This window comes from Allomesorhizobium camelthorni, from assembly GCF_011045125.1.
Lineage (GTDB): Bacteria > Pseudomonadota > Alphaproteobacteria > Rhizobiales > Rhizobiaceae > Allomesorhizobium > Allomesorhizobium camelthorni.
In genome coordinates this window covers 16,618-33,955 of the sequence record NZ_JAAKZF010000011.1, presented here as the reverse complement: position 1 = coordinate 33,955, position 17,338 = coordinate 16,618, and the positions used below count along the sequence as shown (strand labels likewise).

Annotated in this window: 20 protein-coding genes; 5 read left to right on the top strand and 15 right to left on the bottom strand. The window is 63.7% G+C overall.

The genetic code is table 11. The features are described 5' to 3' along the window. Window positions 1-4 precede the first annotated feature (4 nt). Window positions 5-904 carry a LysR family transcriptional regulator gene (locus G6N73_RS11155; RefSeq protein ID WP_165027560.1) on the bottom strand — a complete coding sequence of 300 codons (900 nt, stop codon included), beginning with the start codon at window positions 902-904 and terminating at the stop codon, window positions 5-7. A 4-nt stretch (window positions 905-908) separates the two neighbouring features. Further along, window positions 909-2,204, bottom strand: coding sequence for an amidase family protein (locus tag G6N73_RS11150; RefSeq protein WP_165027558.1), 1,296 nt, complete (start codon window positions 2,202-2,204; stop codon window positions 909-911). Between the two features lie 546 nt (window positions 2,205-2,750). Here G6N73_RS11150 and odc2 point away from each other — a divergent pair. After that, complete coding sequence (odc2, locus tag G6N73_RS11145) at window positions 2,751-3,884, top strand: ornithine/lysine decarboxylase (protein WP_165027556.1); 1,134 nt, start codon at window positions 2,751-2,753, stop codon at window positions 3,882-3,884. 95 nt (window positions 3,885-3,979) lie between these two features. Continuing rightward, the gene (locus G6N73_RS11140; RefSeq protein WP_165027554.1) at window positions 3,980-4,594 is read left to right on the top strand and encodes a GNAT family N-acetyltransferase; all 615 of its coding nucleotides are present in this window, start codon (window positions 3,980-3,982) and stop codon (window positions 4,592-4,594) included. Between the two features lie 44 nt (window positions 4,595-4,638). Here the strand turns inward: G6N73_RS11140 and G6N73_RS11135 are convergent, their stop codons facing one another. The 4 genes from G6N73_RS11135 to G6N73_RS11120 all read right to left on the bottom strand — a co-directional run bounded on the left by G6N73_RS11135 (window position 4,639) and on the right by G6N73_RS11120 (window position 6,580). Further along, window positions 4,639-4,920, bottom strand: coding sequence for an SCP2 sterol-binding domain-containing protein (locus tag G6N73_RS11135; RefSeq protein ID WP_165027552.1), 282 nt, complete (start codon window positions 4,918-4,920; stop codon window positions 4,639-4,641). Between the two features lie 162 nt (window positions 4,921-5,082). Then, the gene (locus G6N73_RS11130) at window positions 5,083-5,604 is read right to left on the bottom strand and encodes a hypothetical protein (protein WP_343044596.1); all 522 of its coding nucleotides are present in this window, start codon (window positions 5,602-5,604) and stop codon (window positions 5,083-5,085) included. Further along, window positions 5,601-6,017 (bottom strand): tellurite resistance TerB family protein, encoded by a 417-nt coding sequence (locus G6N73_RS11125; RefSeq protein WP_165027548.1) that lies wholly within the window; start codon window positions 6,015-6,017, stop codon window positions 5,601-5,603. Before G6N73_RS11125 ends, G6N73_RS11130 begins: the two co-directional genes overlap by 4 nt. A 14-nt stretch (window positions 6,018-6,031) precedes the next feature. After that, window positions 6,032-6,580: a rod-binding protein gene (locus G6N73_RS11120; RefSeq protein ID WP_343044595.1), complete on the bottom strand. Its 549-nt coding sequence runs from the start codon at window positions 6,578-6,580 to the stop codon at window positions 6,032-6,034. A gap of 153 nt (window positions 6,581-6,733) precedes the next feature. Here G6N73_RS11120 and G6N73_RS11115 point away from each other — a divergent pair, with 153 nt between their 5' ends. After that, window positions 6,734-7,105 (top strand): VOC family protein, encoded by a 372-nt coding sequence (locus tag G6N73_RS11115; protein WP_246251901.1) that lies wholly within the window; start codon window positions 6,734-6,736, stop codon window positions 7,103-7,105. Between the two features lie 197 nt (window positions 7,106-7,302). Continuing rightward, on the top strand, window positions 7,303-8,112 hold the full coding sequence (gene blaOXA, locus G6N73_RS11110) for a class D beta-lactamase (RefSeq protein WP_165027544.1): 810 nt from the start codon (window positions 7,303-7,305) through the stop codon (window positions 8,110-8,112). A gap of 25 nt (window positions 8,113-8,137) precedes the next feature. Here the strand turns inward: blaOXA and G6N73_RS11105 are convergent, their stop codons facing one another. The 8 genes from G6N73_RS11105 to G6N73_RS11070 all read right to left on the bottom strand — a co-directional run bounded on the left by G6N73_RS11105 (window position 8,138) and on the right by G6N73_RS11070 (window position 15,043). Then, complete coding sequence (locus tag G6N73_RS11105; protein WP_165027542.1) at window positions 8,138-8,863, bottom strand: amino acid ABC transporter ATP-binding protein; 726 nt, start codon at window positions 8,861-8,863, stop codon at window positions 8,138-8,140. Further along, window positions 8,841-9,500, bottom strand: coding sequence for an amino acid ABC transporter permease (locus G6N73_RS11100; protein ID WP_165027540.1), 660 nt, complete (start codon window positions 9,498-9,500; stop codon window positions 8,841-8,843). The genes G6N73_RS11105 and G6N73_RS11100 overlap by 23 nt, the downstream gene beginning before the upstream one ends. A 3-nt stretch (window positions 9,501-9,503) precedes the next feature. Next, complete coding sequence (locus G6N73_RS11095; protein WP_165027538.1) at window positions 9,504-10,172, bottom strand: ABC transporter permease subunit; 669 nt, start codon at window positions 10,170-10,172, stop codon at window positions 9,504-9,506. Between the two features lie 25 nt (window positions 10,173-10,197). Next, complete coding sequence (locus tag G6N73_RS11090; protein WP_165027536.1) at window positions 10,198-10,989, bottom strand: transporter substrate-binding domain-containing protein; 792 nt, start codon at window positions 10,987-10,989, stop codon at window positions 10,198-10,200. 204 nt (window positions 10,990-11,193) lie between these two features. Beyond that, a complete protein-coding gene (locus G6N73_RS11085; protein WP_165027534.1) occupies window positions 11,194-11,577 on the bottom strand; it encodes a hypothetical protein in 384 nt (127 codons plus the stop codon). Between the two features lie 2 nt (window positions 11,578-11,579). Beyond that, window positions 11,580-12,332, bottom strand: coding sequence for a flagellar biosynthetic protein FliR (gene fliR / locus G6N73_RS11080; RefSeq protein ID WP_165027532.1), 753 nt, complete (start codon window positions 12,330-12,332; stop codon window positions 11,580-11,582). Continuing rightward, window positions 12,329-14,416 carry a flagellar biosynthesis protein FlhA gene (flhA, locus tag G6N73_RS11075; RefSeq protein ID WP_165027530.1) on the bottom strand — a complete coding sequence of 696 codons (2,088 nt, stop codon included), beginning with the start codon at window positions 14,414-14,416 and terminating at the stop codon, window positions 12,329-12,331. The genes fliR and flhA overlap by 4 nt, the downstream gene beginning before the upstream one ends. 189 nt (window positions 14,417-14,605) lie before the next feature. Next, window positions 14,606-15,043 (bottom strand): SRPBCC family protein, encoded by a 438-nt coding sequence (locus tag G6N73_RS11070; protein ID WP_165027527.1) that lies wholly within the window; start codon window positions 15,041-15,043, stop codon window positions 14,606-14,608. Between the two features lie 130 nt (window positions 15,044-15,173). Between G6N73_RS11070 and G6N73_RS11065 the strand changes: the two genes are divergently transcribed. Then, a complete protein-coding gene (locus G6N73_RS11065) occupies window positions 15,174-16,274 on the top strand; it encodes an adenylate/guanylate cyclase domain-containing protein (protein WP_165027525.1) in 1,101 nt (366 codons plus the stop codon). Between the two features lie 149 nt (window positions 16,275-16,423). Here the strand turns inward: G6N73_RS11065 and G6N73_RS11060 are convergent, their stop codons facing one another. After that, complete coding sequence (locus G6N73_RS11060; protein ID WP_165027523.1) at window positions 16,424-16,987, bottom strand: TetR/AcrR family transcriptional regulator; 564 nt, start codon at window positions 16,985-16,987, stop codon at window positions 16,424-16,426. Window positions 16,988-17,338 lie beyond the last annotated feature (351 nt).

Sequence of the window (17,338 nt, the reverse complement as noted above, 5' to 3'; positions counted from 1 at the left end):
ATCCTCAGTCGCGATCCCGTATCTTGAACCACTGCACCAGGAAATCCACGAAGACGCGCACCTTGGCCGGGAGATAGCGGCGATGCGGATAGACGGCGAAAATGCCGCCGCCCGGCAGGATCCGGTCGCCGAGCATGGCCACCAGCTTGCCGTCGGCGATGTCGGGCTCGGCGATGAAGTCGGGCAGGATCACGAAACCAAGGCCGGCGACGGCGGCCGCGCGCGCCGCCATGGGGCTGTTGACCTCGATCGGCCCGGAAACCGAAACACTTATCACTTCGCCGCCATCGCCCAGGAACGGCCAGTTCGACAGCCAGCGGCCGTTGGTGTCGATGATGCAGGGCAGGTTGGCCAGGTCCTGCGGCCGGCGCGGCTTGCCGCACTTCTCGATCAGCTCGGGCGAGGCGCAGAGACACACCGAAAAAGGCGCCAACCGGCGCGCGATCAGCGACGAACTTTCCAGCCGCGTGATGCGGACCGCCAGGTCGAAGCCTTCCTCGACGAGGTCGACGAAGCGGTCGTCCAGATTGATATCCAGCACGATGTCCGGATGCTCTTTGGCGAAGTCGATGAGCGACTGGCCGATCGGCGCGTCGGCGAAGGTGCGCGGCGCAGAGAGTTTTATGCGGCCGCGCACGTCGCCCGACGATTCGCGCACCACATCGGCCAGATTGTCGATCTCGCGGACGATCTCGGAAGCGCGCTTGTAATAGGTGTGGCCGGCTTCGGTCAGCGAAAACTGCCTGGTCGTGCGGTTGAGCAGCAACGCGCCGAGTTCGTCTTCGAGTTCGCGGACATATTTCGACAGCAGCGCCTTGGAACGGCCGATCTTGCGGCCGGCGGCCGAAAAACCCTCGGCCTCGACCACGTCGATGAAGGCGCGCATACGGGTCAGCGTGTCCATGGGCTCAAGCCTTTCCGGTGGCGGCGAGGATTTCGCGGCCGAGCCTGATCAGCGCAAGATCGCTTTCTGCAGGCCCGAGCAGGGAAATGCCGAACGGTGCGCCGTGCACCTCGCCGATCGGCAGCGTGATCTGCGGGAAGCCGGAGAGGCCGGAGAGGCAGAGCAGTCTCAGCGCGCGTTCGCGATAGGCTTGCAAATCTTCCGCAGGCAAATCTTTCGGGGGTGCCGCGCTTGGGACCGTCGGGAGGACCAAAAATCCGTCGTTGCCGAGCAGGCCGGCCAGTTCGGCGCGAAAGGCGGTCCGCCGCTGCGTCTCGGAGGCGGCGACTTCGCGCCCTAGCGTCGCGCCGAACTCGAAGCGTTCCCTGACGCCGGGACCGAGGCCGCGATCCTTCCGCGAAATCCAGTCGCCATGGACAGCCCAGGCTTCATATGCCTGCAGCTTGCGGAAGCACCAGTAGAGGTCGTCGACGGAGTGGGAGAGGGCAGGGGCGGTCGCCGGCTCACCGATGACGGCCGCGACGATCCCCACCATGCGGCGGTATTCGGCGGCTTCGCCGGGGCCAAGGACGAGAGAGTCGAGGGCGGAGAGGCGGAGTGCGACGCTCTCCCTCCCCCTTGCGGGGAGGGTGTCGGCGGAGCCGACGGGTGGTCCAGAACCGAGCACCTCGTCTCCACCCTCCGTCCGCCTCGCGGACACCTCCCCCGCAAGGGGGGAGGAAGGAGCCGCGCCCAGCGCCACCTCCGCCACCTTCTCATAGGTCGAGATGTCGCGCGCGAACCAGCCGAACGTGTCGAGGCTGGGGGCAAGCGGCATCGTGCCGTCAAGCGGGATGCGGCCATGCGTGGTGCGCAGGCCGATCAGCCCGCAAAAGCTCGCCGGCGCGCGGATCGAGCCGCCCGTATCGGAGCCGGTCGCGATATCGGCGAGGCCGCCGGCAACCGCTGCCGCCGAGCCCGAGGACGAGCCGCCGGTGACGCGATCGGGCGCGGCCGGGTTCACAGGAAAAGGGAAATGCGCATTCTGGCCCATCAGCGAGAAGGCGAGTTCGTCGGTCTGCGTCTTGCCGACGAACTCCGCGCCGGCGTCGAGAATCACCTGCACGGCGGGCGCGGTTTTTTCCGCCGGCTTGGCCTCCTGATACAGCTGAGGGTTGCCGCAGCCGGTCCGGTAGCCGGCGACGTCGAAAATGTCCTTCACCGCCAGCCGCAATCCCGCCAAGGGGCCGGATTTCGCATGCAGAACAGGAACTTGCGGCAGATCGAGGATAGCGTTGAAGGGATCGGGCGCGGCAGTCATCGTTCACCGTGGGGATACAATCCGTTCAGCATTGTTCGACCCTCAAATTTTTACAAGCTGCAATGCGGTTTTTTATTGATTGTGACAGTCGCGTTTCATATATCGCGCTTGCCCAAAGTCGCACGTGCCTGTGGGTGTCCGCCGATCCTCGAATGGCGAGGGATGTCGGTAAGGTAACTGGAGCTAACCCCTCCAGTCGGTTCAGCGGCCAACCGCCAAACCGAGGACACCTTGAAGCAACGACGGTGCGGGCCTTTCTGGTTCTCTTCCGGTTGTCCAAAGACCGGGGTTACTGAAGAGGCACACCTTCATTGCCGGCAGTGCGGAACGGGTCTCCCCAATCCAAGCCAAGGCAGACAAAGCGAATTTTTGGCCGGGCAAGGCCAAAAGTTCATCGCCGCGAGACGGCGCTTCATGGTTCCGGGGTCTCCACCGGCTGGTTCCATGAATTTCTGTCCCGCCTTTGTTTGACCAGCGTGTTCGCGAGGCTGATGGCCCGCGTCCCGCAGCCCTTGCACGCGCCGGAAGGCGCGATTGGAGAGACTTATGGCCACGCAGCGCATCCTCGACTTTCTCGCCACCCGACGTCCGAACGGCCCCTGCCTCGTCGTCGACCTCGACGTCGTGCGCGACAACTTCCGCGCCTTCGAGAAGGCGCTTCCCGATTCCAAGATTTATTACGCGGTGAAGGCAAACCCGGCGCCGGAGATCCTGCGCCTGCTTGCCTCGATGGGCTCGTCCTTCGACACCGCGTCAGTTGCCGAGGTCGAGATGGCCATGGACGCGGGGGCTCCAGCGGACCGCATCTCCTTCGGCAACACCATCAAGAAGGAGCGCGACATCCTACGCGCCTATGAGCTGGGCATTCGGCTGTTCGCCGTGGACTGCGTCGAGGAGGTCGAGAAGATCGCCCGCGTCGCGCCGGGCGCACGGGTGTTCTGCCGCGTGCTGACCGACGGCGAGGGCGCTGAATGGCCGCTGTCGCGCAAGTTCGGCTGCGTGCCGGCGATGGCGGTCGACGTGCTGCGCCGCGCCCGCGAGCTCGGCCTCGAGGCCTATGGCGTGTCGTTCCATGTCGGCTCGCAGCAGACTGACCTGACGGCCTGGGACCGCGCGCTTGGCGACGCCAAGCAGGTATTCGCAACGCTCGCCGCCGAAGGCATCGTGTTGAAGATGGTCAATATGGGCGGCGGTTTTCCGACCCGCTATCTGAAGGACGTGCCCGCGGCACGCGCCTATGGAGAGGCGATTTTCTCCGCGCTCAGGAAGCATTTCGGCAACAACATCCCCGAGACGATCATCGAGCCGGGCCGCGGCATGGTGGGGAATGCCGGCGTCATCAAGTCGGAAGTCGTGCTGATCTCGAAGAAGGCCGACAACGATAATGTGCGCTGGGTGTTTCTCGACATCGGCAAGTTCGGCGGCCTTGCCGAGACGATGGACGAAGCGATCCGCTACCCGATCGTGACGGCGCATGACGGCAGCGAGACCGCGCCGTGCGTGCTTGCCGGCCCGACCTGCGATTCGGCCGACGTGATGTACGAGAAGACGCCCTATCCGCTGCCGCTGTCGCTGACCATCGGCGACGAGGTGCTGATCGAGGGAACCGGGGCCTACACCACGACCTACGCCTCGGTCGCCTTCAACGGCTTCGAGCCTCTCCGATCCTACGTGATCTGACGGGCTCGCGCCCGTCGGATCACCCGTTTCAGGCGACGACATACGCCTGAAACGGTTTGCTTGTGGAACAGACTCCGCTTGTGAGGATTGTGGAAATGGACTTTTCTCCTTTTGTTGAAGCCGGTCTCGGCGATTTGCCGATCTCCCGCTCAAGGGAAGAGATTGGTGGCGCTCTGGCTTTCACCATCATTGCCGAAACCGCCGTCGACATCCCCGCGCGCGAGGCGTTGCTCGACCGCGCCATGGGCCCGAAGCGGCGGAAAAAGTCGTCGGAAACGCTGCGCCGCGGCCGGCGCCCGTCGGAAGGGCTGGCCTTTGTTGCGCGCGATATGGCGGGAGCTGTGGTCGGCACGGTCCGGTTGTGGGACGTGGCGGTGGGAGAGAGCGAAGCCGCTGCCCTGCTGCTCGGGCCGCTTGCCGTCTGCCCGTCGCAGAAAAGCGCCGGCATTGGTTCCGCGCTGATGCGGCATGCGATCGCTGAAGCCCGTCATCTCGGCCACCGCGCCATCCTGCTGGTCGGCGATGCGCCCTATTACGGACGGTTCGGCTTTTCGACGGAAAAGACCGGCCGGTTGGCAATGCCCGGCCCGTACGAGCAGCATCGCTTGCTGGCGCTCGAACTTTGCGAAGGGACGCTGGAAGGGGCGGCCGGAACCTTGCAGGCAGCAGGCCGGAAGCTCAAAGCCGGCCGGACGCTGCTCGCGGCCTAAGCGTATTGGGAGAACCGGCTGGGCCGGTTCTCCCGCAATCCGGATTACAACAACTGGCTGAGCGCCATTGCCACCGACATGTCGCCTTCGACCTTGATCTTGCCGGTCATGAAGGCCGAAGTCGGGTTCAGATCGCCGGAAACCAGCGATTCCAGATCTTCCAACGCCAGCTTGATGGTGCAGTCGGTCGGCGCGTCAGTCGTCGAAATGGTTGCGCCGTCGATAACGATCACGCCGTCCGAGCCGGTGTCGAACTTGACCGAGCGGTCGAAGCCCGAGGCTTCGACACGCGACTTCATCGTGTCGGCAATTTCCTTAACGCCCATGATCTGCTCCTTGTTTGCGGTGCGCGCGACGCGCCTGTTCCGGTTGTGCGCCAGGGCCACGCGCGGCACAAGCCAACGCGACCGGCAATCGCCTCCCTATAGCGCTGCGTTTACGTTTACGTCAACGCAAGCTGAGACGGGGCCAGCACAATTCGATCGGCGTTAGTGGGCAGGGGCCGGCAACCCGGCGGCTTTGTTCCCCGCCTCGATAGCCTTGGTCCGCCGGCGCACCGAATTGTCGCGTATATCGTCCTTGGACAGGAAATCGATCTGCTCGACCAATATGTCGTCGATCAGCGCATCCTGCACGCGGGCGTTGATGGCGTCGCGAATGCCGGCCCGAAATATTTCGAGATCCAACGTCTCGTTGGCCGAGAAATCGAGCTGGGGATTGGAATAGAGATAGGAATAGACCTCGTCGACCAGGATCGCCTCTACCGGGACCGTAAGCAGCTTAAGCTTGGCGGGGTCCACCACATAGACCAGGCGGGCGAGGAAATAGCCGTCGACCCGGGCGTTCCTGAGGATGGGAACCGAGATAACGTCAGTCTTGATGTAGTCGAGACCGCCGAAAAGCGCTGGACCCTTGGCCTCGGCATTGGCGCCGGATGTCTGGAACGAATAGATGACGGCGCCGATGGTGACGATGCAGATCCAGATCGCCGCGGCGATGAATTTTATCACCGTGCCCACCCGAATTCGCCGGCCGAGTAGGTGCCGTCGGCCTCGGAGCGCTGGATGGCGTTCTGCATCAGATTGGCGACCTCGCTGACCGCGTTCAGATGCGCGCGGATGGCGGCCTCGTTGGTTGCGAGCTTTTCACGCAGCCGCTTGATGCCGTCGCGGTGCTCGGCCAGGAAATTGCTCTCGCCGACGCCCTTCATGGCGCGCGTGAGTTCGTAGAGATAGCGGCTCTTGCGGGCGTTTGACGACTTGATGTCGAAGCCGAGATCGGTGCGGATCGCCACCGTCTCTTCCTCGACAGCCTCCTCGATGCGTCCGATGAGCGCGGAGAAATTTCCCGGCCGCGCGGGGGCAGGCTCCGGCGCCGCGGCGCGGGCCGGCAGGTTCTGAACGAATTGCGTGTAATCCGACATCGTTGGTCCCGTGTTCAGGATTTCGTTTCGGCGGCGTCCGCCTGGTCTTCAAAGAGCGAGCGGGCGACGTTGCGCTGCATTTCCTGCACCAGCGCCGTCGACAGCATCGTCTGCTGGTCGGCTTCGGCCTGGTCCGGTCCGCCCGATACGGGGCCGACCGGCAGCGTTTTTTCGTCCTCGACATAGTGGTCGCCGAGGATGCGGTCGGAAATGCCGATGCCGCCGCGCTCGGCCATGGCGTCGGCCAGTTTTCCCGCCAGCATGGACTTCCACATATCGCCGGCGACGCCCTTGCCGTAGACGTTTTCGGCGGTCTTCGGCAGCATGTTCTGGATGAAGGTTTCGAGCACCATCGCCTCGAAGCGCTTGAACGTGTCCGGAGATTTGGTCTGATCCGCCTCCTGCGCGGCTGAATTCCTCATGTCTCCCAGCGAAAAGGCCGCCGCCGCTCCACCGACCGCGCCGCCGCGCCGCGCCAGTTGCGCGCGCGCCGCCTCGACGCTGGAAGGCTCTACGGCACGCGCAACGTCCAGAACGATGTCGCTGGGTGGAGAAATCGCCACGAGCCGACCTTTTATAGGTTTCCTGACCCGCAGGATGGCTCAACAAGCTTGTGGCAGGCTTACGAGGGGAAGGGGCTGCTATCGTGATGGTGGAGCGGACTATGTGCGACGTCTCGCGCTTGGTCCGCAGAAACCTATAATGGCAACATGAAAATGCGCGCACTTGACCATATCGTGCTCTGCGTTAACGACGTTGCGGTCACTCGCCGCTTCTACGAGCGCGTGCTGAACTTGGAGGCGCGGGAAGAGCGGCCTGGCAAGTGGTCGTTGCATTTTGGCACGCACAAAATCAGCCTTCAGGACGCCAGCCTATCGCCAAATATCGCCCGCCGTACCGCCCCGGGCAGTGGAAATTTTTGCTTGCTTACCGATACTCCTCTGGATGCGGTCGTCCTGCACCTCAAGCGCCAGGATGTTGAGATTGTCGATGGACCGGGCGAGCGGGCCGGGGCGACGGGGAAGATCCTGTCGGTCTATTTCAATGATCCGGACGGCAATCTGGTTGAGGTGAGCAATCAGCTTTAGCCGGGACTCGAAAGCCCGCTTTTGGGGTCGAAAGGCGAATTCCGGAGTGCTTGCAAAACGGCGCTCGCCTGTTCGCCGGTTTACTCGCCGCGTTTGCGAGGGGAAGGCGGCGCCTTTGAACCACTGTCGTTTACAGCTTGTTAAGTTACACGACATCAATGGATGCCCTGGTCGTTCGGTAGAAGGTATCGATTTTGATGAAGCTCGTTTTGGCTGGCCTGTTTTTTCTGACATTGGCTATGTCCAATCCGGTTCATGCGAAAACGATCTGCACGATCGTTGCGGATGCAGCCGATGGCAGGATTCTGCTGGAAACAGGTGATTGCAAGACCCGCGTGACGCCTGCTTCGACAACCAAGATCGCCTTTGCGGCAATGGGTTTCGACTCGGGTTTTCTGAAGGATGCGCATTCGCCGACGTTGCCTTTCAAGGAAGGCTACGTCGATTGGCGCGGCGATGTGTGGAGGCAACCGACCGACCCCGCAAGGTGGTTGAAATATTCGGTCGTGTGGTTCTCCCAAGTGCTTGCGCATGAGCTTGGTGAAAAACGTCTTGAGCGCTACGCGTCGGAGTTCGGATTCGGCAATGCCGACTTCACGGGCGACCCGGGCAAAGACAATGGCCTGGATCGCGCCTGGATATCTTCATCGCTGAAGATCTCACCCGAGGAGCAGGTGACTTTTCTTCGAAAGCTCGTCAACCGGACGCTGCCGGTCGCACCGGACGTCTTCGACAAAGTCTACGAATCCGTCGAGATGACATCGCTGCCCAATGGCTTGAATGTTCAAGGCAAGACGGGCTCGGCCTTTCCCAGGAAGGCCGATGGCAGCTTCGATCGCGCGCGTGCCTATGGCTGGTTTGTCGGATGGGCATCGAAAGGCGACCGCACCATTGTCTTCGTTCGCCTTGAACAGAACGATAAAGAGGGATCTGGCGGCGGAGGAAACCGCGTTCGCGAATCCTTCCTGAAGGAATTGCCTTCGCTTGCAGATTCCCTGTTGCGGTAGCGCCCGACCGCAATCTGCCGAGAAGTCACTGCGCGCCGATGAACTGGCGCAGTTCCGGCGTCTTTGGCGCGGTGAAGACGTCCTCCGGATGGCCGATTTCGTGGACGCGGCCCTGATGCATGAAGACGACGCGCGAGCAGACATCGCGGGCAAAGCGCATCTCGTGGGTGACCATCAGCAGCGTCATGCCGTCGGCGGCGAGTTCCTTGACCACGGCCAGCACCTCGGCGACGAGTTCGGGATCGAGCGCCGAGGTGATCTCGTCGCACAGAAGCGCGATCGGCTGCATGGCGAGCGCGCGTGCGATCGCCACGCGCTGCTGCTGACCGCCGGAGAGCTGTTCGGGAAAGGCGTCGAACTTGTGGGCGAGCCCGACGCGATCCAGCATTTTTCTCGCCATGGCTTCGGCTTCGGGCTTGGGCGTCTTCTTCACCACCATCTGCGACAGCATGACGTTGCCGCCCGCGGTCAGATGCGGGAACAGGTTGAACTGCTGGAAGATCGTGCCGACCTTGAGGCGCAGCGCCTTCAGATGGACCTCGTCGGGCAGGAGCTGCGCGCCGGCGACCATGATCGAGCCGCCGTCGATGGTCTCCAGCCCGTTGATGCAACGAAGCAAGGTCGACTTGCCGGAGCCCGACTTGCCGATGATGGCGATGACCTCGCCCGGCTCGACGTCGATCGAGATACCCTTCAGCACCTCGTTGTCGCCGAAGCGCTTTTTCACCTCAGTGATCGCGATGAGCGACATTGAGCTTCCTTTCCAGCATCTGGCTCGACTTCGATAAAGGCCAGCACAGCGCGAAATAGATCAGCGCGACGAGACCGTAGACGGTGAAGGGCTGGAAGGTGGCGTTGGTGACGACGGAGCCAGCCTTGGAGAGTTCGACGAAGCCGATGATGGAGGTTAGCGCGGTTCCCTTTACGACCTGGACGGAGAAACCGACGGTTGGCGGCACGGCGACCTTTAGCGCTTGCGGCAGGATCACCCAGCGCATCTGCTGGATGTAGCCCATGCCGAGCGAGGATGACGCTTCCCACTGACCCCTGGCGATCGATTCGACGCAGCCGCGCCAGATTTCTGCGAGAAAGGCCGCGGTCCAGAGCACCAGCGCCACCCCGGCGGCGAGCCAGGCGGGCACGTCGATGCCGAACAGGCCGAGGCCGAAGAAGGCGAGAAAGAGCTGCATCAAAAGCGGTGCGCCCTGGAACAGCTCGACATAGCCCTTGGCGAACAGGCGGGCGACGCGGCTGCCACCGATCCTGACGAACAGGAGCAGCGCCCCGACGATGCCGCCGCCGATGAAGGAGACCAGCGAAAGCGCGATCGTCCAGCGTGTGGCCAGAAGCAGATTTCGCAATATGTCCCAGAGAGTGAATTCGACCATCGATCAGGCCTTCTTCTTCGGGAACAACGCCCAACCGAGGCCGGACAGCGCCTGGCGGAGCAGGATGGCGAGCGCGAGATAGATGAGTGTCGAGACGAAATAGGTCTCGAACGCGCGGAAATTGCGCGACTGGATGAAGTTGGCGGCGAAAGTCAAATCCTCCGCCGCGATCTGCGACACGACCGCCGAGCCCAGCATGACGATGACGATCTGCGAAGAGAGCGCCGGCCAGATGCGCTGCAGCGCCGGGATCAGCACTACATGCCAAAAGGTTTCGAACGGCGTCATGGCGAGGCTGGCGCCGGCCTCGAACTGGCCGCGCGGGGTGGCCTGGATCCCGGCGCGGACGATCTCGCAGCTATAGGCGCCGAGATTGACAATCATGGCGAGGTTGGCGGCGGTCAGCTCCGACATCTGGACGCCGAGCGAAGGCAGGCCGAAGAAGATGAAGAAGAGCTGGATCAGGAAGGGCGTGTTGCGGATCAGCTCGACATAGCCCGCCACGACCGGTTTCAGCCAGACGGGACCTAGCGCCCTGACCCAGGCGCAGGCCGTGCCGAGCGCGACGCCCAGCACCGCGCCGACGAGGATGAGCTGCAGCGTGATGCCGATGCCCTTCAGGAGCACCGTCATATAGGGCAGAAGCCAGCCGAAATCGAACTGGTATGTCACCGGCGGGGGGTTCCTGCCGCCGGTCCTACATCTCGGCCGGCAGGTCGAGCTTCAGCCATGTCTGCGAGATCGCGTTGAGGCTGCCGTCGGCCTTGGCGGCGGCGATGATCTCGTTGACCTTGGCCATCAGCGCCGGCTCGTTCTTGTTCATGCCGATGTAGCAGGGCGAGTTCTTGATGAGGAACTTCATCTCCGGGCGCTTGGGCGGGTTCTTCTCGAGGATTGCGGCGGCAACGACATTGCCTGTGGCGACGACCTCGACCTGGCCCGACAGGAAGGCGGAGATGGTGCCGTTATTGTCCTCGTAGCGCTTGATGTCGGCATCGGCGGGCGCGATCTTGGTCAGCTCCAGATCCTCGATGGCGCCGCGGGTGACGCCGACCGTCTTGCCGCTGAGATCTTCGGCCTTTGCGACCGCGACGTCGGCGGGCGCGAACACGCCGTTGAAGAAGGGCGCGTAGGCGTCCGAGAAATCGATCACCGCCTCGCGCTCGGCGTTCTTGCCGAGGCTGGAGATGACGAGATCGACCTTGTTGGTCTGGAGGTAGGGAATGCGGTTGGCGCTGGTGACCGGCACGATCTCGACCTTGGCGCCAAGCTTTTCGCCGATCAGATTGGCCATGTCGATGTCATAGCCGCGCGGCGCCATGTCGGTGCCGACGCTGCCGAAAGGCGGAAAGTCCTGCGGCACGGCGATGCGGACAGTGCCGCGCGCGGCAATGTCGGCCAAGGCGTCGGCGCGGGCGACGGTGGCGTCGGACAGCGCCAGTCCGACAATGGCCGCGCCTACGGTCGCGATGAAGATTCTGCGGTTCATGATGATTTCCCTTTGTTGGTTCGCCGTCCATGGCCTCGCCGTATGAATGCAACGGACGTGCCAAAAGGCGTGGGTCCGGTTCATAGGGCGCAATCGACTTACGCAAGGGTGCGCCTGCGCCTATTCTTCATCGCGACTGTGCATTTGCCTAAATAATGTGCAGCGTCGTGACGGGCGGCCGGAACTTAGGACATCTGTGGCAACCTACTCGCCTTGCCGCTTGCGCTCGATCATTTCGAGCCGCTCGCGGTCGGCGTGATCGCGGTCGTCCTGGCGGCGGATGTCGCGGTAGGCGCGCTCGACCATGTTGGTGCGGGCGGTGGCGGTTGCGATGCGGTCGGCTTCCTCGCGGGTGAGCTGGAGGTTCTTCTCCTGGCGGGCGAGCGCCTGGCCGATGCGGCGGTTGTAGACTTCCGGAAACAGGACGGACATCGATTCCCGAGCGTCGAAGCGGGCGGCTAGTTCCGCCGCCTCCTGACCGGCAGCCGCGGCGGCGGAGACAAAGCCGGCATGGCGGGTCTCGTGCAGCGCCTTCAGTTGCTCCTGCACCGTCACCAGCTTGCGCAGCCTTTCCTTGCGGGTAGTCATGCTCAGCGTCCCAGTGCGGTTGCCATGAAGCCATCGGCGAACAGAGAGAGCATGGAGCCGGCTCCGAAATAGATGATGATCAGCCCGCCGGCGATGACGAAGGGCAGCGAGATGAAATAGACCGGAATCTGCGGCACCAGCTTGTTGACGAAGCCGATCGTCAGGTTGACCAGGATCGCATAGGCGACGAAGGGGCTGCCGAGCCTCAGCACCATGAAGAACGCTTCCGACAGCGTGTCGGCGATGTCGACGAGGGCGGCCTGCGGGTTGAAAAAGACGTTGAGCGGCGCGACCGTATAGGAGGCGACGAGCGCGCGGACGATCTCGTGGTGGAAATCGAACACGAACAGCAGGAGTAGCGCGGAGAACGAGATGATCGAGGCGAGGGCGGCCTGCGGTTCCGCCTCCTCGATGCCTGGTCCGGCCATGCCGCCATAGCCGATCAGCATGGCGACGCCGGCGCCGATGAATTGCAGCGCCATCATGTAGAGGCGCGCCATCAGCCCGATCAGCGCGCCGATCATCAGTTCGGAGACAATCATCGGGGCAAGGATCTGCGGGCGGCGGTCGATGAGCGGCAGGATCTGGTCCCAGAGGTGGACGAGCAGCGCGCCGGTCGCGGCGATGGCGACGAACAGTCTGATCTGCACCGGAACGCGGACGCTGGCGAGCCCCGGCATCAGCAGAAAGCAGCCGCCGACGCGGCAGAAGGCGACGAAGGCGGCGAGCACGATCGCCTCGGCCGTTGTGCTCACGAAATCGTCCCGAGGACGCGGATTTCCACACCCTTGGCGATCTCGACATGGCTGAGCACCGGCAGCGTGGAAAACAGCCGCTCGATGATCATGCGGACATAGGGGCGGGCGTCGGGCGCGGTGACGATGACGAAGCGCTCGCCGGCGTCGAGGTAGCTGCGGATCGCCTTGGTGGCGTCCTGGCCGAATTCCTCCAGCTGGCGCGGATCGATGTCGAATTCGCGGATCTCGCCCTTGGCGTCGCGCTTGAGGCTCTGGTGGAAGGCAAGATCCCAGCGGTTGCCGAGGCGCAGCACCTTGAGCACGCCGCCTTCGGAAAGATCGCCGCAGATCTGCTGCGCCATGCGGATGCGGACATGCTCGACGATCTGTTCGGTGCGGCGCACATGCGGCGCGATCTCGGCGATCGCCTCGATGATCAGGTGCAGGTTGCGGATCGACACGCGCTCGGCCAAGAGCAGCTTCAGCACCGCCTGCAGCCCGGGATAGGAGATGTGCGAGGTGCAGATCTCGTCGGCGAGCTTGCGGTATTCGGCGTCCTGGCGCTCCAGCAGCGCCTTCATGTCCTTGTAGGACAGAAGCTGCGGCAGGTTGTTGCGGATGACTTCCGAGAGGTGAGTTAACAGCACCGACATGTTGTCGGCGAAGGTAAACTGCTCGCGTTTCAGATCTTCGCCGAACATTTCGGGGACGGAATAGGCGCGCATGCCAAAGGCTGGCTCGCGCACTTCCTCGCCGGGGATGGCGGGCACTTCGCGCGTGCCGAGCAGCACCATGATCTCGCCGACGCGCATCTGGTATTCGGCGACGACGGTGCCGTGGATCTTGATCTGGTAGCTCTTCGACGGGATGGTCAGGTCGTCGGTCAGGCGCACCTCGGGCACGACGAAGCCGTATTGCGACGCGAATTTGCGGCGCATCTTGCCCATACGGAAGGCGAGTTCCTGATGCGAGACGAGCAGCTTGGTCGACAACTGCTTGCCGATCAGAAGCTCGATCTCGGCGGTCTTGAGCGACGCCTTGACCGAGTTTTTCTCCTCGTGCTCCTTGGTCGCCTTGTCCTGTTCGTCGGCGGCCTTTGCCTCGGCGATCCGCCGGTTGTGCTGCATCGGGATGATGTAGCCGACCGCGGCCATCGCGGCGGCGAGCGCCACGAATGGGAACATCGGTAGGCCGGGCATCAGCCCGAGCACGATGAGCAGCACCGCCGCGACATAGAGCGCGCGCGGATAGGCGCCGAGCTGGCCGAACACCGCCTGGTTGGTGGAGCCGCGCGTGCCGCCCTTCGACACCAGAAGGCCGGCGGCGAGCGAGACGATCAGCGCCGGGATCTGGGTGACGAGGCCGTCGCCGACCGAGAGTTTTATGAACACGTCGGAGGCTTCGGCCATGCCCATGTCGTGGCGGAAATAGCCGATGGCGATGCCGCCGACGATGTTGATGGCGGTGATGATGATGCCGGCGATGGCGTCGCCGCGCACGAATTTGGAGGCGCCGTCCATGGAGCCGAAGAAGGAGCTCTCCTCCTCCAGTTCGCGCCGGCGCAGCTGCGCGGTCTTGTCGTCGATCATGCCGGCAGACAGGTCGGCGTCGATCGACATCTGCTTGCCTGGAATGGCGTCGAGCGTGAAGCGCGCGCCGACCTCGGCGATGCGGCTCGCGCCCTTGGTGATGACGATGAAATTCACCACGATCAGGATCAGGAAGACGATCAGGCCGATGACGAAATCGCCCGACATCACCAGGCGGGCGAAGCCGCTGATGACGTAGCCGGCAGCGTGCGTGCCCTCACTGCCCTCCGACAGGATCTGCCGCGTGGTTGCGATGTTGAGCGACAGGCGCAGCATTGTCGCGATCAGCAGGATCGTCGGGAAAGACGAGAAATCGAGCGGCCGCTGGATCCACAGCGCCACCATCAGGATCAGCACCGACAGTGCTATCGAAAAGGCAAGGCCGATGTCGATCATGAAGGCCGGGATCGGCAGGAACAGCACCGCCAGAATGACGACGATGCCGAGCGCGAAGAAGATGTCGCGGCCGTTCTTGACCGGGCTCCCTGCGGGAAAGGTTTCCGAAATCGCCATTTTTCCGTTCACGCCAGTCTGCTCGCCGGGCAGCAATGCGCAGCCCGGCGATGTCAGGGTAGGTGGTCAAGCTTGCGCGAAGGTGGGTGAGGCGCCGGCCGGCCTGGCGGAGGGCGGCCGCATTCACCGCGCGCGATGTCGGCAAATACTGCATGCCGTAGGCGGTGCGCGGCCCGTTGAGGCGCGCCCTCACTCCTTGATTGGCGTATCCGGTCCCGGATCGCCGCCGGCCGCGGCTATCGCCAGCCTGCGCAGATAGTGGTTCCAGCCCTTTTCGTGGCTGGCGCGCTCCTTTTCGTCCGGCAGCCCGCTATGGGTGAAGCGCACCAGGGTGCCGCCGGCCTTCTCCTCTAGGTCGATCTCGACCAGGCTCGATCCGGGCGGCATGTCCTCGCGTCCTTCCCAGCCGAAGCTGTAGGCGAGGCGGTGGACCGGGATCACTTCCGTGAACTGGCCGCGGGCGATGTACTTGTCGCCCACGCTGACCAGATAGATGCCGCCGGGACGCGCCTCCACGTTCGCTTCCGTGCCCATCCAGCGCATGATCTTGTCTGGATCGGTAAGGAATGCGAAGACCGTTGCCTGCGGGGCTGATATCTCGATCTCGCTGCGAAGCGTCTCGGTCATGGGCGGCCTCCTCCGTTTAGGGACGCAATGTCATTCCGGCATTGCCGGCAATGTAGGCCAGTCGCCGCCCGACGCAAGAATCCTCCCGACATCCTCATGACAGAAGGCCAACGCCGCTTCATGATGGGGCATGCGACTGCCCTCCTCTCTCTCCTTCCTGCTCGACGAGGCGATCTGTTCGCCTGGCGCCGATGCATTCCTGATGACGCTCGGCGCAAGGCTCGTCGCGGACGGTCTGCCGCTCGCCGGCGGCGCGCTCACCCAGGCGGCGCCGCACCCGATCATAGCGCGGCGCACATGGTTGTGGCGCGCCGACACCGACAGAGTGATCGAGGCGCTGGGCTTCGGCTTCGCCGGACCAGCCGGTCCCGAGCATGGCAACGTCGGTCGCGACTGGCTGGCAGGGCTTAGCGCCGGCGCTGTGCAGGAGGATTTCGTCGGCGCCCCGAACCCGGCCGGCGGCGATGCCCCGGACGGTGCAGTGCTCGCCTGGGCTGCGACGCGGCCGTTCAGCAGCCCCGAATCGGAGCTGCTGCATGAGGCAGCGCGATATGCGGCCGCGCCGCTTGCCGTGCTCGCCGCCCGCTCGACACTGGCCGCGCTGCTCGAGACCTATCTCGGCCGGCGTAGCGCGTCGCAGGTGCTGGCCGGCCGGTTGCGGCGCGAACCGGGCGAGACCATCCAGGCGGCGCTGCTCTTTGCCGATCTGCGCGGCTTCACCGAACTGTCGGAGTCCACCGCGCCGCAGGAGGTGGTGGCAGCGCTCGACAACTGGTTCGACCGCGTCGCCGGCGCCGTCCACGCCTTCGGCGGCGAGGTGCTGAAGTTCATCGGCGACGGCGTGCTGGCGATCTTCCCGATCGGAGAGCGCGATGCCGCCGCTGCATGCGATGCGGCGCTGCGCGCCGTCGCCGCCGCGCGCGCCGGCATGGACCACCTCGACCGTAGCCGCGCCTCGCAAGGCCTGCCGCCGCTGCCGTTCGGCACGGCGCTGCATGTCGGCGAGATGCTGTGGGGCAATATCGGCACCGCCGACCGGCTGGATTTCACCGCGATCGGCCGCGCGGTGAATCTGGTGAGCCGGCTGGAGGGCCTGTGCCGGCCGCTCGGCCGCACGGTGCTGCTGTCCGGCGCCTTCGCGGCGGAAACGACGCAGCCGCTGGTCCCGCTCGGCGAGCACAAGCTGCGCGGCATTGCCGCGCCGTGCCCGGTGTTTGCGCTCCCGGAGTGAAGCGCCGTCCTTACCTTCTTCGATGGGGGAGGTAGGGGCGCTGACGTGCTCCCGCTTAGTCACTTTTGCCCATCACTACTCGCGCGATTTCTGAAACATCTTGAGCGGTGCCCAGGCACCGATTCTCTTGGTTGCATTCGAATTCAGTTTCATAGTGCGCGGATCCACTTCTTGAGCTGATCGGTCTCGATCACAACCAAATCCGGATCGTCAAAGGAATTTGCGAGAAGCGAGACACCCTGAAGCGCCGAAAGAAGATGCAAGGCGAGCGCTTTCTTTTCGCGTCCTTTGCCGAGCGTGGCGAATTGCGCCTCGATCCAGCTCAAAAGCTCATTGAAGGGACGGTTCGCCTCCCTGGCGAGATCGCCTCCGCTTTTGTCGAGTTCGGAGCAGAGCGAGCCGATGGGACAACCGCTACGCGCCAGCGCGCAGCGGTTGTCGACGGTCATTTGGATAAAGGCTAAGAGCCGATCCTTAGGCGCATCCGATTTCTCCCACTCTTGACGCATCATTCGGAACTCCATGACGCGTTGCGCGATAATCGCCTCGCCGATCTCGGTCTTGGTCTTGAAGTAATAGTAGACGTTTCCCAGAGGAACCTTCGCCTCGCGGGCAATATCAGCGAGCGCGGTCTTCCCAAAGCCGTACTGGTAAGTGAGGTTGGCCGCCGTTTCGATCAGGCGCGACCGTTTATCCGTTTTGAGTTTAGGCATGACCGCTATATGTCAGTTATCCAACTCATAAACGGTAGTCGGCCGTGAGCAAGCCGTCAAGAGCTGCCTAAACAAGGCAGACTTCGCTCTGCCTTCCGCGACGACACTTGAATCCTGACCGCGTCTTTGCGCGCCAATCAGCAACTATCGTCAAGGCGCCGCCGGCCCGCGACCCGGCTTGACGGCCGGTCGCGTTCGTGTATGAGTCAGTCAACTAACTGACTAACGGATTTCCCATGTCTCGGCACGGCTTTCCCTACTGGAACCCTCTCGCGCGCCGCCGTGGGACACGATCCCCTGAAAATTGCGCTGCCCGTCGGCATCGGCGTGATTGTCTTTGCCTCTTCGGCC

Excerpts from the sequence above, each read along its gene's own strand:
- G6N73_RS11135 (WP_165027552.1), bottom strand. The coding sequence starts at position 4,920 with ATGGGCGTTAAGGAAATTGCCGACACGATGAAGTCGCGTGTCGAAGCC.
- G6N73_RS11085 (WP_165027534.1), bottom strand. The coding sequence starts at position 11,577 with ATGACTACCCGCAAGGAAAGGCTGCGCAAGCTGGTGACGGTGCAGGAG.
- G6N73_RS11140 (WP_165027554.1), top strand. The coding sequence starts at position 3,980 with ATGGACTTTTCTCCTTTTGTTGAAGCCGGTCTCGGCGATTTGCCGATC.
- G6N73_RS11100 (WP_165027540.1), bottom strand. The coding sequence starts at position 9,500 with ATGGTCGAATTCACTCTCTGGGACATATTGCGAAATCTGCTTCTGGCC.
- G6N73_RS11125 (WP_165027548.1), bottom strand. The coding sequence starts at position 6,017 with ATGTCGGATTACACGCAATTCGTTCAGAACCTGCCGGCCCGCGCCGCG.
- odc2 (WP_165027556.1), top strand. The coding sequence starts at position 2,751 with ATGGCCACGCAGCGCATCCTCGACTTTCTCGCCACCCGACGTCCGAAC.
- G6N73_RS11115 (WP_246251901.1), top strand. The coding sequence starts at position 6,734 with ATGCGCGCACTTGACCATATCGTGCTCTGCGTTAACGACGTTGCGGTC.
- G6N73_RS11155 (WP_165027560.1), bottom strand. The coding sequence starts at position 904 with ATGGACACGCTGACCCGTATGCGCGCCTTCATCGACGTGGTCGAGGCC.
- G6N73_RS11105 (WP_165027542.1), bottom strand. The coding sequence starts at position 8,863 with ATGTCGCTCATCGCGATCACTGAGGTGAAAAAGCGCTTCGGCGACAAC.
- G6N73_RS11065 (WP_165027525.1), top strand. The coding sequence starts at position 15,174 with ATGCGACTGCCCTCCTCTCTCTCCTTCCTGCTCGACGAGGCGATCTGT.
- G6N73_RS11090 (WP_165027536.1), bottom strand. The coding sequence starts at position 10,989 with ATGAACCGCAGAATCTTCATCGCGACCGTAGGCGCGGCCATTGTCGGA.
- G6N73_RS11150 (WP_165027558.1), bottom strand. The coding sequence starts at position 2,204 with ATGACTGCCGCGCCCGATCCCTTCAACGCTATCCTCGATCTGCCGCAA.
- G6N73_RS11060 (WP_165027523.1), bottom strand. The coding sequence starts at position 16,987 with ATGCCTAAACTCAAAACGGATAAACGGTCGCGCCTGATCGAAACGGCG.
- blaOXA (WP_165027544.1), top strand. The coding sequence starts at position 7,303 with ATGAAGCTCGTTTTGGCTGGCCTGTTTTTTCTGACATTGGCTATGTCC.
- flhA (WP_165027530.1), bottom strand. The coding sequence starts at position 14,416 with ATGGCGATTTCGGAAACCTTTCCCGCAGGGAGCCCGGTCAAGAACGGC.
- G6N73_RS11070 (WP_165027527.1), bottom strand. The coding sequence starts at position 15,043 with ATGACCGAGACGCTTCGCAGCGAGATCGAGATATCAGCCCCGCAGGCA.